The organism is Desulfosporosinus sp. BICA1-9 (assembly GCF_000802135.1).
This window is the reverse complement of record NZ_JUEE01000255.1, coordinates 1-15,176: the sequence shown is the minus strand read 5'-3', so window position 1 is coordinate 15,176 and position 15,176 is coordinate 1. Positions and strand designations below refer to the sequence as shown.

At 49.7% G+C, this 15,176-nt stretch carries 19 protein-coding genes and 1 pseudogene; 1 reads left to right on the top strand and 19 read right to left on the bottom strand.

All coding sequences use genetic code 11. The features are described from left to right. The 19 genes and pseudogenes from JL57_RS31655 to JL57_RS31580 all read right to left on the bottom strand — a co-directional run. Positions 1-282, bottom strand: a 282-nt coding sequence (locus JL57_RS31655) for a site-specific integrase (protein WP_034145849.1), incomplete at its 3' end; no start/stop codon positions are given. 130 nt (positions 283-412) lie between these two features. Next, entirely contained in the window at positions 413-736 is a 324-nt protein-coding gene (locus JL57_RS31650) for a hypothetical protein (RefSeq protein ID WP_291300825.1), read from the bottom strand. Continuing rightward, positions 733-885: a hypothetical protein gene (locus JL57_RS36080; RefSeq protein WP_291300824.1), complete on the bottom strand. Its 153-nt coding sequence runs from the start codon at positions 883-885 to the stop codon at positions 733-735. Before JL57_RS36080 ends, JL57_RS31650 begins: the two co-directional genes overlap by 4 nt. A 10-nt stretch (positions 886-895) precedes the next feature. Continuing rightward, positions 896-1,291, bottom strand: a complete 396-nt coding sequence (locus tag JL57_RS31645) for a tyrosine-type recombinase/integrase (protein ID WP_291300823.1) — start codon at positions 1,289-1,291, stop codon at positions 896-898. 678 nt (positions 1,292-1,969) lie between these two features. After that, positions 1,970-2,602, bottom strand: coding sequence for a universal stress protein (locus JL57_RS31640; RefSeq protein WP_034145848.1), 633 nt, complete (start codon positions 2,600-2,602; stop codon positions 1,970-1,972). A 116-nt stretch (positions 2,603-2,718) separates the two neighbouring features. Next, positions 2,719-3,636, bottom strand: a complete 918-nt coding sequence (locus tag JL57_RS31635; protein ID WP_034145847.1) for a methylenetetrahydrofolate reductase — start codon at positions 3,634-3,636, stop codon at positions 2,719-2,721. Further along, a complete protein-coding gene (locus tag JL57_RS31630) occupies positions 3,629-4,300 on the bottom strand; it encodes a methylenetetrahydrofolate reductase C-terminal domain-containing protein (RefSeq protein WP_034145846.1) in 672 nt (223 codons plus the stop codon). Before JL57_RS31630 ends, JL57_RS31635 begins: the two co-directional genes overlap by 8 nt. Then, the gene (locus JL57_RS31625; protein WP_034145845.1) at positions 4,297-4,776 is read right to left on the bottom strand and encodes a hydrogenase iron-sulfur subunit; all 480 of its coding nucleotides are present in this window, start codon (positions 4,774-4,776) and stop codon (positions 4,297-4,299) included. The genes JL57_RS31630 and JL57_RS31625 overlap by 4 nt, the downstream gene beginning before the upstream one ends. After that, positions 4,776-9,245: an FAD-dependent oxidoreductase gene (locus tag JL57_RS31620; protein WP_034145844.1), complete on the bottom strand. Its 4,470-nt coding sequence runs from the start codon at positions 9,243-9,245 to the stop codon at positions 4,776-4,778. Before JL57_RS31620 ends, JL57_RS31625 begins: the two co-directional genes overlap by 1 nt. Continuing rightward, entirely contained in the window at positions 9,235-10,107 is an 873-nt protein-coding gene (locus tag JL57_RS31615; protein WP_034145843.1) for a CoB--CoM heterodisulfide reductase iron-sulfur subunit B family protein, read from the bottom strand. Before JL57_RS31615 ends, JL57_RS31620 begins: the two co-directional genes overlap by 11 nt. After that, a complete protein-coding gene (locus JL57_RS31610; RefSeq protein WP_034145842.1) occupies positions 10,100-10,651 on the bottom strand; it encodes a 4Fe-4S dicluster domain-containing protein in 552 nt (183 codons plus the stop codon). The genes JL57_RS31615 and JL57_RS31610 overlap by 8 nt, the downstream gene beginning before the upstream one ends. A gap of 184 nt (positions 10,652-10,835) precedes the next feature. Continuing rightward, a pseudogene (locus JL57_RS36075) lies at positions 10,836-10,922 on the bottom strand (universal stress protein); the annotation flags it as partial. A gap of 149 nt (positions 10,923-11,071) precedes the next feature. Next, a complete protein-coding gene (locus JL57_RS31605; RefSeq protein ID WP_291300822.1) occupies positions 11,072-11,542 on the bottom strand; it encodes a methylenetetrahydrofolate reductase in 471 nt (156 codons plus the stop codon). Then, a complete protein-coding gene (locus JL57_RS36755) occupies positions 11,532-11,720 on the bottom strand; it encodes a methylenetetrahydrofolate reductase C-terminal domain-containing protein (protein WP_366557144.1) in 189 nt (62 codons plus the stop codon). The genes JL57_RS31605 and JL57_RS36755 overlap by 11 nt, the downstream gene beginning before the upstream one ends. Next, positions 11,717-12,199 (bottom strand): tetrahydrofolate dehydrogenase/cyclohydrolase catalytic domain-containing protein, encoded by a 483-nt coding sequence (locus tag JL57_RS31600; RefSeq protein WP_034145841.1) that lies wholly within the window; start codon positions 12,197-12,199, stop codon positions 11,717-11,719. Before JL57_RS31600 ends, JL57_RS36755 begins: the two co-directional genes overlap by 4 nt. Positions 12,200-12,273: 74 nt before the next feature. Next, positions 12,274-12,360 carry a hypothetical protein gene (locus tag JL57_RS36750; protein ID WP_366557143.1) on the bottom strand — a complete coding sequence of 29 codons (87 nt, stop codon included), beginning with the start codon at positions 12,358-12,360 and terminating at the stop codon, positions 12,274-12,276. A 398-nt stretch (positions 12,361-12,758) separates the two neighbouring features. Further along, positions 12,759-12,962 (bottom strand): hypothetical protein, encoded by a 204-nt coding sequence (locus JL57_RS31590; protein ID WP_034145839.1) that lies wholly within the window; start codon positions 12,960-12,962, stop codon positions 12,759-12,761. 110 nt (positions 12,963-13,072) lie between these two features. Continuing rightward, positions 13,073-13,318, bottom strand: a complete 246-nt coding sequence (locus JL57_RS31585) for a hypothetical protein (RefSeq protein ID WP_291300821.1) — start codon at positions 13,316-13,318, stop codon at positions 13,073-13,075. Between the two features lie 804 nt (positions 13,319-14,122). Beyond that, positions 14,123-14,770: a 3'-5' exonuclease gene (locus JL57_RS31580; RefSeq protein ID WP_034145838.1), complete on the bottom strand. Its 648-nt coding sequence runs from the start codon at positions 14,768-14,770 to the stop codon at positions 14,123-14,125. Between the two features lie 34 nt (positions 14,771-14,804). Here JL57_RS31580 and JL57_RS31575 point away from each other — a divergent pair. Then, positions 14,805-15,176: DUF4277 domain-containing protein (locus tag JL57_RS31575; protein ID WP_034142689.1), on the top strand; the 372-nt coding region annotated here is incomplete at its 3' end.

Below are 15,176 nucleotides of genomic sequence, written 5' to 3'. Positions count from 1 at the left end.
CGGAATCTGAAGATAATTAAGAGTTCTATTAAATGTTACGGCAAAGAGAAACCGTATGGCTGCGCTGTAAGTATTCACAGTTCCAGGCGAGGATTTATTCTCTTTAATCAAATACCATAAGAAATTGCGGATGTCGTGTTCGTTTAGTTGTTCTGTCGGACGGTTGCAGTAATCAAGGAAAATTCGAGCATGTGATGTATAGCTTTCTAGCGTGTTTTGTGACAGCCCCCGAAGCAGGATGTCTTCTTTCATCCGTAATAAAATTTGTTCCTTGTTTTTCATGGTGCATTCTCCTTAAAATTTATTAGCAGTAAAACTGCACATAATTTTAAAATGCCCAATATATAACAAAGAGCTATCATCGGAATTTGCACTAAACTGGAGTGTATTCACAAACTTCAACGGGGCTTAACTACCGCGATAGCGGTTTAGTCCAATAACCATTCGGCATAATGTAGGCTGCAACACCGATGCTGTCAAAGTATCTGCTGAATTGACGAATAATAGAGGCTCGTGTGCACTGGTTTGCCTGTGATTCATAGGGCTTTTTACTGCACCAGTCCAACACAATTTCCTTTGTCAGAGTCGTACTAAAACTGTATTTTTCCAGTGTAAACGTATCAAAACGCTTTAGATGCTCTGCTTCTGCGATATATTTATACCCGACAGCCTGCTTCAACTCGACATGGTTTTTTATGTGTTCTTTAAATGACCCATAATAAGTGATATCTATCATGCCATATCCTCCACTAAATCCAAAGGACATGCCTTGAGCCTTTTGATATCTACTTTCAAATAGACCGCCGTAGATTCCGTATCAACATGCCCAAGGATATCAGAAATGGCAGGAAGTGGAGTATCGTTTTCTAGCAGTAAACTGGCCAAAGTGTGGCGATTATGTAGAGCTCCCCATAATCTGAGGCTCTACATAATGGCGAAGTGAGTGCATCCCCGTCCTCTTTCTTAAGGTGGGCAGATGTGCAAGTTGCATGTATTTTGCAATCATCTGGTGTAAGTGGTCACTTTCCGAAAAAGGAAGAAATGGAGCAAGATGTCTCACGAAGACACACCGACTTTCTACGTTTGGGCGACCGTACTTCAGATAATCAATGACAGACCATCCAACCTCTGCTGTCAGTGGAAGGGATAATGTCGTCCTTGTTTTTGACTGCACGAAGATCAGTTTTTTGTCTTCCCAGTGGAAGTTGTCCATTGTAAGATTTTTGATATCCGTACACCTTAAGCCAAGACGGCAGGCCAAAAGGATAATGGCATAGTCACGCTTGCCCATGGGATTTCCTCGGTCGATGGAAATTTTGCAAAGTAGTTCTTTCTCATTTCGACCTCTCTTCCCTTCTAATTTTAGCAGAAAGTGAGGTTGGACAAAAACGTTAAATAACTCCGAATTTGATACACTTTTGAAATCGGTAAAAAAACCAGTGAAATCAATGGTTTGACCGTGGTAGAGGCTAAAGTGCTGTTGTTCATAGGTCATACGAATTCTTAGTTGATCAAAAATCCGATTTAGTTATTTGGGTAACCGACGTCGATGATGAGTTTGGGGTATTGTTATAAGACTTCAGCAAAATGAAACTATTTTCATTCTTGACAAATGGGGAAGTACAATGTGAATATTTTGGAAACATTTATCGATGCTTGAAATAATCTAAAAGGCTAGACCAAATGATCTCGCAGAATATAGTTCTCCACACGCTACGTCACCCTAAAAAGACTATATGCTTTCTCAAAGCCGCACCACAAGCGTCTTTCAGAGTGTCTGTTTTCTTATACTTACCACGGTCTCAACGTGTGATTCAAAACTCGCTTCCTGTTCTTTCATATCTGTAGACACGCGACAGTACGCGCAGACCCTCAAATGTTTTTAATATTTCTCTATGATACTTTTTCACTGTTGGACAACAAAAAAGCACTGGGTTGTCGCCTCCAGTGCTTTCTCTCAAGATTATTCTTAGTGCTCAGTGTCTGCCAAGTAACTATCAATAATGTATTGAGGAAGTTTCTTAATTAACAACACCTGTATAGGGGATTTGTTTAACACTGTATACGCTAAACTACCAAAAATCAGCCTATGTAAGGTAGAAAGCCCCCGCGTACCCATAATTATTAATTCAAATGAACCTTTTGTTGCATAATCAAGAATTACATCTGCTATTTGGGATATGTCAGATGTGTCGGAAATACTGTAATCGGAACATAATTCCTCATGCTTGACGTTGAGCCCTTTCTTTGAAAATATTTCGTTAGTTTTGGTAAGTATTTTAGAATATTGTTTTCTTATGGCCGAATCACCTTCATCGAGCACGCGCCTCATCCAGTCAGAGGTAGGGCTAACCGGCCAAGTGTCTATCCAACTATATACATTCCCTTTAGAACACCCCCAAGAATATCTTTTGTACCTAGGCCTCAACTCTTTCCAACTATATTCTGTCCCCAGTGAACCTCCATCAGCTTCATGTACCTGCACGATGGTCAAATGCATATTAGGCATATTCTTTAATAGCGTGGCTGTATAAACAGCTGCAGAAAACGCCTGGTGTGAACCATCGGAGTAGAGAAGTACTTTAAACTTAGAATCATTCATGTCAAATACCTCTTTCATCAATACATTTGACGCTGATAGCCTAATTCTTTGATATGTTTTAAATCTGACGCTTCCAAAAGTGATCTGTCTTCAAAAGAACACATCAGGCACTTTTCTTAAGGCCTTGGTAACAGCCCCGCTCCTTTGACGATTTCCGGCACAATTTCTTCCCAGGCCACTGCCATGATATGAACTCCCCGTACTCCGGGAATGGTCCGCAAATGTTTGATCTGCTCGATGCAAAGTTTGACGCCCTCGGCCGGTTGGTCCACAGCCTTGCTCATTCTTTCCACAATCCCATCGGGGACCAGCATGCCGGAAACGTTTTTCTGCATATACTTAGCCACCTTAGCGGACTTGATGGGCATTACCCCGGCCATAATATAGGCTTGCTGGTGGAGGCCCCGCTTGCGGGCCAGATCCATGAAGGCTTCAAAGCGCTCCATGTCGAAGATGCACTGGGTTTGAATGAACTGGGCGCCTGCCCGGATTTTCTTTTCCAGCCGCAGCACCCGGAACTCGAAGGGGTCGGCGAAGGGATTGGCGACCGCCCCGATGAAAAACCGTGGCTCCCCCTGCTTGATTACTTCCCCGGATTGGAACACTTTGGCTTCCCGCATGTCTTTTACAGTTTGGATTAACTGGATGGAATCCAGATCATAGACGTTTTTCGCTCCTTGATGGTTGCCAAAGGTCTGGTGATCCCCCGAGAGACAGAGCACGTTGCGCACCCCCAGGCTGTAGGCCCCCAGCAAATCGCTCTGCAAGGCTATGCGGTTGCGGTCGCGGGTTGTCATCTGGATAATGGGTTCGCCGCCTGCCGCCAGAACATGCACACCGGCCCCGATGCTGGAAAGCCTGACGATGGCTGTCTGGTTGTCGGTGAGGTTTACGGCGTCCACAAATGGCTTCAGGTGTTCGGTGTGCTTGCGGATGCCGTCTCCCTGGGCGTTTTTCGGCGGGCCGATCTCGCAGGTTACTGCAAATTCGCCCTGCTCGAACAGGCTCTGCAGTTTGCTCTTTTCCTCAGCCATCGATCTTCACATCCTCTCTGACCATTTTGCGGGGACCGCCGTCCCTGGACTTAGACCAGTCCTTGGCCCCAGCCACGTCCAGAAGCAGTTCCAACCTGCCCAGCTCGCTCACCCTGTTGTAAATCAACTGCCAGGCGCATTCGTTGGGCTTCACTTCGCATTTGCCATTCTGCGAACCGCCGCAGGGACCGTTTAAGAGGCTCTTGGCACAGCGGATTACCGGACATACCCCGCCGGTCCGGGCCAGCACACATTCCCCGCACAACCCGCAACGTTCCTCCCAAAGTCCGTGCTCCATGGTCGCACCGGCGAACATGGTATTCAGGGCCGGAACCACCCAGGTTTGGGGGAATTGTTCCGCTAGAAACTGTACACCCACTCCGCAGGCCAGGGAAAGGATGCAGTCAATACCTTCCAGCTTTTTGGCCAGCTGCTGCACGTATTCGGGATCGCACTGGCGGGTCAGGGTTTCCTCCACAGTTTCTAGGGAGTCGCCCATAAGCTCGCGCTTCATGCGCAGGGTGCTGGCCAGAATTCCCGTTTCCTTTTCTCCGCCGGCCAGGCAGACCGACACGCAGCCGCCGCAACCCACTACCAAAACCTTTGACATTCCCTGCAGGGACTCCAGGATTTCCTCCAACGGTTTCGCTTCCGCTACGATCATTTAGGGTCTCCCTCCTCTCCCTTTGTGGTCCGCTCGGCCCTGGCTGTGTTCAGCGGGTTGGGACCGAGCCGTAAAATTCTTTCCGTCATCTCATTGGCTATTTCGGCGAATCTGGGGCCCATGGAGCCCGACAGGTTGAACATTTCCAGCCTCTCACCGCCGACCCCGACCTTGTCGAGGATTATTTTGGCGGCGTTAACCCGTTTTTTGGCCCTGATGTTGCCTTTGAGGAAGTGGCAATCCCCCTCCATGCAGCCCGCCACGTACACCCCGTCCGCTCCGTCCTCAAAGGCTTGCAGCAGGAGACGGATATCCACTTTGCCGGAACAGGGCTGTTCGATCATCCGCACCGTTGGCGGGTACTGCAGGCGCAGCGACCCTGCCAGGTCGGCGGCCGAATAGGCGCAGTAGTAACAGCAGAAGGCAATGATTTTGGGATAGAAACTTTCCCTATTTCCACTCTCGCGCTTTTCCATTACTCAGTCCTCCCAACCGCGGAGATTTTGGCCAACATTTGTTCGTCGGTGTAGTGCTGGAGTTGAATGGCTTTGGCCGGGCACTCGCCGACGCAGGTGCCGCACCCGTGGCACTGGACAGCTTCGATTTCCGCAACCATTTTGGGCCCGATCTTCGGTACGCTGTAGGGGCAAACCCGGACGCAGGTCAGACAGGCAGCGCATTTTTCCGCTTCCACCTTGGCAACCACCCCACCCACCATCAGGTGGGGCTTAGCCAGGATGGTCACTGCCCGGGCCACTGCCCCCTGGGCCTGATAGATGGCCTCGCTGACAAACTTGGGCGAGTGGGCAGCTCCACAGAGGAACATTCCAGAGCCTGGAAAATCCATCGGTCCCAGCTTGGCGTGGGTTTCCATGAAGAAGCTGTCTTCATTCAGCGGCACTTTGAGCAGGGTGCCCAGTTCCCTGGCGCCCTCGGCCGCTTCAAAACCCTGTGCCAAGACCAAGAGGTCCGGTTTGATCAGAAATTCCATTTCTGAATCCAGGTCTGCCACCCTAATCGACAGCTCCGCGCCAATTTCCGGGGCCGGCAGCTTATCCGGGGAGTAGCGGACGAAGACTATCCCCATTTCCCGGGCCAGCTTGTAGTAGCTCTCCAGGAAACCGTAGGTGCGGATTTCGCGGTGCAGCACATAGACCGTGCCCTGAGGATTTTGCTGCTTCAGCCTGATGGCGTTGGAGATGCCCTGGGTGCAGCAGCTCCTGCTGCAGTAGGGCAGCTCCTCCCCGGCGCTGGCGCAGAGGATAATGGCTGCTTCGCGCCATTTGCCCAGCGATTCGCGATAGGCTAACAGCGGCTTGCCTTCCTGCACCTGCTGCAGGGCGTGGAGTTTTTCTTCCAGCTCTGCCAGGGTGATGATTCTGGGGTCTTTATCCATTCCGTAAACCGGGTTTGCTTCCGACAACCTGCCGCCAGTGGCCACGACAACCACCCCGTGGTGCACCTCCTGGCGCAGGTCCCCAGTCTTCATGGCGCTGACAAAGTGTCCCTGGTGACCGGTAATATCCAGGAGTTCCGTTTGAGTAAACACCTGAATCAAGGGATTGGACTGGACTTTGTCGATCACCTCAAGCATATATTCCTGTGCGTCCTGGCCGTCTTCCCCAAAGCGCAGTTCGCGCAGGTTGCCGCCCAGGACCTGCTCCCGTTCCACCAGGTAAGACTCGAATCCCTGCTTGGCAAAGGTCAGACAGGCCGTCATTCCGGCTATCCCGCCTCCGATAACCAGAGCCCTGGGGACTACCGGCACCGGTTCCAGGTGCAGGGGCGCATGGCCCTTGACCTTGGCCACTGCCGCCCGGACCAAGTCCCTGGCTTTAACCGTAGCCCGTTTTGGTTCAGCCCTGTGCACCCATGAGCACTGGTCCCGGATATTGGCCATTTCGAACAGGAACTGGTTTAATCCGGCCTCCCTTAAGGCCTCTCGGAACAGGGGCTGATGCGTCCTGATGGTGCAGGAAGCCACCACTACCCGGTTAAGCCCTTGCTCGTTGATTAAGTCTTCAATGTGTTTGACGGAGTCCTGGGAACAGGTGTAGAGGAACTCCTCGGCGTGGACCACGCCGGGCAGGGTCCTGGCATAGGCTACAGTGCCGGGAACGTCTACGATGGAACCGATGTTGATGCCGCAGTGGCAGACAAACACACCCACTTTGGCTGCTTCCCCGCTGACATCGCGTTCCGGAGGATAGACCTTGGGAGTAACCAGCTGGTTACGTCCGTCAGCCAGGAGAGCACCTGCAACAGCGGCAGCAGCGCTGGCGTTCATCACGGTCTCGGGAATATCTCTGGGACCCTGGAAAGCTCCCGCCACGAAAACGCCCGGTCTGGATGTCTGAATCGGGTCCAGCGGGTTGGTATGGGCAAAGCCGTATTCATTCAAGTTTATCCCCGTAACACGGGCCAGTTCCCCAGCAGCCTTCGGCGGTTTAACCCCCATGGCCAGGACCACCAATTCGAACTCTTCCTCCACGATTTTACTGTCCTGGAGGTATTTAATGACCAGGTTGCCGCTCACGGGATCTTCCTTGACGCTGGAGATCATGGTGCGCACATAACGCACCCCGTTTTTCTTGGCTGATTTAACGTACTTGTCAAAGTTCTTGCCGTAGGACCTCATGTCCAGGTAGAATATCGCCGGCTGGATGTTGGCATCGTGTTCACGGGAGATGATGGCTTCTTTGGTCGAATACATACAGCAGATGGAAGAGCAGTATTCTGTTCCCTTATTACAGGTCCGCGAGCCTACGCATTGGATAAAGGCGACTTTCTGCGGCGCTTTGCGGTCCGAAGGCCGCAGCACATGGCCCTGGGTAGGCCCGGTGGAACTAAGCAGACGTTCATACTCCAGGGAGGTCATGACGTTTTCATAGATGCCGTAGCCGTACTCGCCCCTCAGGTTTCCCGATTCCACCTGGTAACCTGGAGAGAGGATTACGGCCCCCACGGCCAATTCATAAACCTGGGGTTCTGCCGAATGGTCAATAGCCTTTTTCTTGCATGCCTTGACGCACTGCAGGCATTCGGAGCAAATCCCGCAGTTCAGGCAGCGTTTAGCCTCGTTGATAACCTGCTCCCGGGTCAGACCTTGATAGACTTCAGCGAAATCCCTGACCCGCCGTGCGGGATCCGCCTGGGCTTGGTTTTGCCGGGCAGCAACCTTCACCTTCAAACCTTCAGGTACTCCCACCGGTTCCGGTCTCGCCAGACTCCTGCCCTGCCTGAGGTCCTGACCCTGGAGGAAACGGTGGATGGATTCAGCCGCTTCATGGGCGGCGCCGACGGCAGCGACCACAGAAGCAGGCCCGCTGACGATATCCCCGCAGGCGAACACCCCTGCTTGGTTGGTGGCGTATGTCAGTTTATCAACCTTAATCACGCCCCGGTTGGTTTCCAGCCCTGTTCCGTCCAGGAAGGACAGGTCGCTGGCCTGGCCGATGGAAAGGACAACGCAGTCGGCGCTGATCATTTCCGTTTGCAGTTCATCATAGGCCGGATTGAATTGTCCATTTTCATCGAAGACCCGGGTGCAGCGTTTGAAACTTGCTCCGATCACTCCGCCGTTTTTGCCAAGGATTTCTTTGGGTCCCCAACCGGCGTGAACGCACACCCCTTCTTCCTCGGCCTCATCGATCTCCCATCGGTGAGCCGGCATATGCTCATAATCTTCCAGGCAGTAGAGGTGAACTTCCCCTGCCCCCAGCCGCAGAGCGGTGCGGGCCGTATCTATAGCTACGTTGCCCCCGCCGATAATCACTGTTTTCCTGCCTACTGCCGGTGTTTCACCCAAGGCAGCCGCCCGGAGGAACTCGACCCCCAGTTCCACTCCCTTGAGTTCGTTCCCCGGGATGGGCAGCGAACGGCCCTTTTGAAAACCTGTTGCAACAAGCACTGCATCAAATTCTGATTGCAAGTCCGCAAAGCATACGTCTACCCCGACCCTGGTATTGGGCCTAAAGGTCACTCCCAGGTCTAAGATGGCCTGGGTTTCACGGCTAACAATCTCCCCGGGCAGACGGTAGCGGGGAATTCCGGCCCGCAGCATCCCGCCGGCTTCCGGCAGGGCATCAATGACAGTCACCTGGTAACCCAGCTCAGCCAGGTCCTTGGCTGCTGCCAGGCCGCCGGGACCTGCCCCGATTACAGCTGTTTTTAAGGGATTGCCCTGTTCATCCAGCAAGAATTCTGCGGGCAGTTTGACCAACAGGTTCTGTTCCGCCGCTTCAACCCAACCGTAGTCCGCCGCAGAGCGTTTCAACTGGGCGATGGCGATGGGCTCATCGACTTGCTTGCGGTTGCATTCCCCTTCACAGGGATGGTGGCAGATCCGTCCGCAAACCCCGGCAAAGGGCATGCGCCTCCTGATAACCTCCAAGGCCTCGCCGAACTTTCCTTTGGAGAGCAATGCTACATAACCCTGGACGTTACAGCCTGCCGGGCAGGTGCCCCGGCAGGGAGGTGTGCCGCTTTTTTCCACCAGGTACTTGTTGGGCACCGCCTGGGGAAACAGCTTATAGATTGCTTTGCGCTGCATGGAGCCCTCGTTGAAGCGATCCCCTACCTCAACCGGGCAGACCTGCTCACAATCCCCGCAGGCCGTACACTCGGCCATATTTACGTAGCGCGGGGCCTCTACCAGCGTGGCCTTAAAGTTACCTGCATCACCTTCGACTTTGGTCAAAGTTGAACAGGTATGGATTTGAATATTAGGGTGGCTTAAGGTGTCGGACATTTTCGGCCCTAAGAGACACATGGCGCATTCATTTGTGGGAAAGGTTTTGTCCAACTGGGCCATTTTGCCGCCGATTGAGGATTCGTCGGTCACCAAATGCACCAAGAATCCCCCATTGGCCAGATCCTGAGCGGACTGCATGCCGGCAATTCCGCCCCCTACCACCATTACGGCGCCAACCACTTTATCTGCCACCGGATATCCCCCCTTGCACTTTGGTTAACACCGAGGTTGGATCTACCAGATGGGACTTAAACCACCGCTTGCTTGCGGAAATCCCCAGGGCCAGGCCCACCAGTTCTGTGAAATAGAAACTCGGTAAACCCTGGGTCTGCCTGCCTTCCAGGTTGGCCTGGCACAGGGGGCAGGCCGTGACCACGGCTTCCGCCCCCGCCTTCCTGGCCTCGCAGACCAGCTTCTCCACCAGGGAAGACGCCACCGAACCCTCGGTAATCCCTACTCCGCCGCCGCAGCATTCGGTTTTATAGGACCAGCGGACCACTTCAGCCCCCACTTCCCGCAGCAGAATATCCATCTTCTGAGGCTGTTCCTGGTTATCGAAGGCGGCAATTTCCGGCCGGACCAGGAAACAGCCGTAATAGGGGGCAAGTTTAATGCCGTTCAGCGAAGTACGCAGCTGTCCTTTGATCTTGTTGAGCATTTCCGGCCTGGTTAGCAAGTCTAAAGGATGGGTTACCCGGACTTTTTCCCGGTAGGGTTTGCCCAGAACCTGCTCCACTTTAGCCTGCAGCTCCCTGGCCTCTGCGGATTTTTTCTGCAGATAGCCGGTGGTGGAGCGCAAGATGCTGTAGCAAGCCGCACAGGGCACTATCAGTTCTTCTCCCACATCCTCGGCGATCATCAGGTTGCGCAGGGGCAGGGCCCGGCTGAGGGCATGCCCGGCGCCGTGGGCTGAACTCGCGCCGCAGCAGTTCCAGTCCGGAATTTCCGCATAGTCCACGCCAAGGGCCTTAAGCACCGCACGGCAGGAAAGGTCGTATTCCCTGGCGCTGGTATGCAGGGAACATCCGGGATAGTAACCAAGCCGCTCACCCATTGTCCTTACCCCCTTCCTGTTTGCGGAGTGCTACTTCTATCTCGAAAATCTCGCGGATTTGCCGGCTGTTGCTGCAGCGGTTGGGGAGAAGCGCCAACTTTCCTTTAAGGAACATCCTGGCTCCCAATCCTTTATCGTCGGTCCATCTCTTGGAGCGCCATTTGTAACCGGCCACCATGCCCAGCTCAAATACTCTGCCGTGGTGCCTGACCGAAGCCAGGAAGCAGTCGTGGAAAAAGGGTAAGCTTTCAGCTGTCAAATCCCCGTCCTTCATGGCCCGGGCCTTGATTACGTCAAGGATTGCCGAAATGTTGATGCCATTAGGGCAGCGCGCCTGGCAAGTCATGCAGCCCGTACAGTACCAGATTCCCGGCGAGGCGAGCAGCTCCTCCTGCTTCCCCAGCTGGGCCAGCCTCACCACCTGGTTGGGTCTGATGTCTGTGTAGGAGCTTACCGGACAGCCGCCGCTGCACTTCTTGCACTGATAACAGCGGCTGATGGGCTGACCGCTCTCCGCTTCCAGCAACTCTAGGAAATCGTTCACATCCTTTACCCCCAAACAATTATAAATTCTTAACAAAGCAAGGTTCGTGCCAACACCAAAAAGGGCGCAAACCTGCCATTTCAGGCATATAAAAAAGATAGTTTGGCTTGTGAAAACAGGAACCGGTCTCGTGAAACAAAAAACACCTGCAGAACTGCAGCTGTGATTAGAGTTACAACCTCAGAACTAGTGCGGCAGTATAAACGACCGCAGAAAAAGCCTGATGTGACCCATCGGAGTAGAGAAGTACTTTAAACTTGCAATCATTCAAAACAGATTACCCCTTTCCTCGACGTTGCCACTCATGTTCTTAATGGGAATTTAGGAGTAACAGTAACGGAGACGATTTACAGCCATCACCATAATTTCGGTGGTATCTCGTTAATCAGCGAATATGGCTTTACCAGCATCGGTGATTTATTAAAATATGACCGACATGTCCACACACATCCTCTCCATCATAAAAATGGTCAGTGGCCGTTCATTAGCATCCAGCCCCATATTTAGGTTTTTTACTAATGCCAGGAGTTGGACAGAATCCAAATCATAAACCGGTTTGCTGGCAGGATGATCGCCAAGCAAATTATGATCCCCGGTAACTGCGAGGACATTTCGGATACCCAAGCTTCCGGCTGCCAAAAGATCAGCTTGCAAGCAAGTCTGTTTCGATCCCGGCAGGGTCTCAAAACCTTCGGATTGAAGGATATGCACTAATCCCAGAGGTGCCGCCCGCAATTTGGCGCCAGGATTATCGGGAAGAATGAAAGCATCGACATAAGGTTTCAATTCTTCTGCCTGTTTTAAGAGTTCGGTAACCTCTGTACCACGTGGCGGGAGTAATTCCGCTGTTATCAGAAAGTCCTTTTTACGCAAATCTTCTTCAAAGGGCATTGAGTATTCCCTCTTGGTTTAAAATTACTGGACGATCATAATCTTTGCAAAACTGTGGTAACGATACCGGCGAATTCATTTTTGCCCATCGAAAAAATAGTTCATTCCAAACACATGATGATAAGGAGTTAACTTCGCACTTTCCATTGAGAGCGCCTCCGCAAGGACCACTTACTATGCTTGATAGACGGCAGTATTAAAGGCTTTTTCGAGCATCATGAGAATACTTAAAATATACTTTTCATGCGGATCAAGGCCAAACTTTTCTATTTTATGGTAATCTTCATCGTTCAATCGAATATTTTTTTGTGGACTTATATAGTCATACAATAGATTTAACTTGGACTCAAGAGAGGATGGCACTTCGATGATCAGCCCATGAATATCTTTTTCCCGATTTAGCGACTCAATTAATGCAACTACCTTTTCCAACCCGATATTTTGAGGTAGCAAATACTCGGAGTAACGAATGGGCAATGAGTCACAGGTTTTCCGCAGGAGATCTCTGGAAATAGCAGTATTAGGTCCGTCAATCAACACTGCAGCTAAACAGACTGGCACGTGTAATCGTTCAAATAAGAATTCTAAATCATCAGTAAGAGACTCGAAGCTTCTTTTAATATACTGAGATCCTAATCCATTCATATCAATATCCAAAGTAGCTTCCCCCTTATATATTTTGAATTAATATATTATATTTTGAATATTCTGAAAGATACCATGATATTCGCCTATGTTATCATTATTTTTGCAATGTCATATCGACACCATTTTACTTGTAAACCCAATTCAGAAATCTTTTTCTTGGCCCGCTCCATCATTTCTGCGGAAATGTCAACAGCTGTAACCACATAACCTTTTTCAGCTAACCATGGCTTTAAGTTGTGCAGGGGTAAGGCGTTCGGCTGGATGAAGGGGCTTGCATGGGGCCTTTGTTTCTCCCCACAGATTCCTCTTCACTTCTTCGATCGAAGAATGCTCCAACAAAGCTATGAGCTTAAAACTCCCCCGTGTTCGTGACAAGACCAACAATGGAACACGTTGTCATTCGTGTTCAGAGAAAGATAATATTTATCTGTTCTCTTATCGTCGGCCTGGCAGAACGGGCATTTAAAGCGTAAGTCCTTTACGCTTTTGGATGTGCGGTCGTTCATTTGAAGCCCGTGCTGAATTGCTACTTCCGAAATGGAAGGGAGCATGTTCATGCCCCCCCTTTCTATGATGCTAAGTTAATGCTTTGGACAAAAGAAAATCCCTTTTCTTCAATAATCATTGCATTGAACAGGCAGCCTTCCCTGAGCTTACCAGCTTCCGCTAATCCTTCCTCACCTTTGGCAAAGAACGATTTAGGCAAATCATTGTTAATGTCGGCAAAAGAGCTCAGGTCAAGGGGAAATTCCACTCTCCCCATTTTCGTCACTCGAAGGCCTCTTCAATGATGAACAATGGTAATGGAATTAAAAAAACCCAAGCCCACATGGGGATGCAAACCCCAAAGTCACTCAAATTTACATTCATATCTTAGAAGGTCTAGTCAAACATATTTACGATAAGGAGATTCTTATTGCTCCCGAAGAATTTTGTTCCGTCAATAGTAGCCACAGTATATCCGTCAATGGTTCCGTTTTCAAAAACCTTATTCTTAATCGTCTTTTTTACTATGTATTGATTGATTTGTTTTAGCCCGTCTATATCCACGACTTTAAGTGTATCTCTTATTGCATCAACCTGTGGCAGCTTTGTTCCTCGGGGAACCAGTTTACTAATTTCATTCACTAGCCTTGCATAAAGTTGATGGGTATTTGTCAAGTTAATCCTTGGTGAGATATATCGTGTAAACTAATGATAACTAACGCTAATGTGCCAAAATACCTGTATTTCGGCATAAAAAAGCCTTATAATTAGAGGTGGAGTAGTTCTTGTCCAACTCTAACTATAAGGAGAGTTAAAATGCAGGACAAGAATACCACGGAATCCACATTTTTTCAATTGTTAGGACCCATTTTATCTCAAGATCTTTGGCGAAAAATTAGCGAAACAGTTGAGTCGGTCGATAAATATGTTAAAAAGTTGAAAACGGTACAACTCGTCCAACTTGTGATGAATGCAGAAATGCGACAATATAAAAGTCTGGCCGAGATCAGCAACAGTTTAAACAAAGATGCGTTTGCCGAAGCCATCCATCTGGAATCCATTAGCACTTCTCAGATTTCTCGTCGATTCAGAGACATGTCGCCCGAAGTCACAGATATTATCCATAAAAGCGTTGTGCAAACGTTAGGATTAAAACTGGGTTACAATGCTCTTCGTCAATCGTTAGGCCGTCTCTATTTAATCGATGCCTCGACCATAACTCTTTGCCTTACCCAATATTTATGGGCTGACTTTAGAAAAACCAAGGGTAGCGTGAAGCTTCATCAACGGATTCGATTTGATGGAGATCCGATCCCTGATGCAGCAACCATCACAGTCGCTCGCAAATCTGACAAAAGTCAACTTGAGTTTTTGATCCGCTTCATACTCTACATCGATAATAACACGAAGCACCGACATTACGATGTTGAAGTCGTTATCTGTAAATCAAACAGCCCAAATCAACTTCATTTGATCGCAGATGTCTTTCAGAAAGGAACGTTGGGTACCGTCCTTGAAGCGGACAAGAATTACATTCCCCTCTTCTTTAATGATAACTCCCTCTCCAAAGGCTTTATGTTGAACTACTAACCCGGCAACCAAATCGCTCTGGAGTGTTGGTTCTTCATTTTTGCTAATTTCTTGGGGATTTTTTCCGGATAATACATACGAAACCTCGCGGACAAAACGGGACACCTTAACGCGTTTTTGATGATAATAATCCACTGAGCAGAGGGTCAAATGTCGTTTGGCCCTAGTCATCCCCACATAGAAGAGGCGTCTTTCCTCTTCTATTAATTCTTTCTGCCCACTTTGTTCGGCCTTGATCGTCTCTCTCTCGGGAATAATCCCTTCGACAAGATCAATTACAATGACCTCTTCCCATTTCAAACCCTTGGCTGAATGGATCGTAGTAAGGGTCACAGCATTACTGTCCTTATTCTTATAAGAAGACTTCATTTGTTCTTCCAGATTTGTTAAACGATTAGCGAACTCCACGATCGTTCGTTCATGTTGTGCTATAGATATTAACATATCTAAGAGACCCCCGATATACTCTTCCGAAAAACCTAAAGCCTCACAAATTCGGGCCATTAAAAGTCTACCTTTGGGTGGGAGGTGTCTCATCATGGCAAAAAAATCTAAAAAACAAAAAGCAAGACCAAAACGCAGTCGAAAGCCTGTCAAAAGGAAATATGTTCATGGAGTAGAGGAACAAAGGCACACTATTCCGCTAATCTTAGCACTGGCCAACAAGATATTAGAGACGATAGGCTTCGTGGATTTCATCAATGAATCTGTGGAGTGGGATGATGAACAGTGCAAAGTCACACCGGGTCACTTGGCGAAAGCAGTCATTCTGGCTACCTTTTTTGATATACGCGCACCTTTGAGTCTTATCAAAGACCGGTTCCGTGGGATTGATACAGAGTTTTTCTTTGGAGAAGGTATCACCCCTAAGGATTTGAATGACTATGCCATCGGTCGAACTCTCGACAAA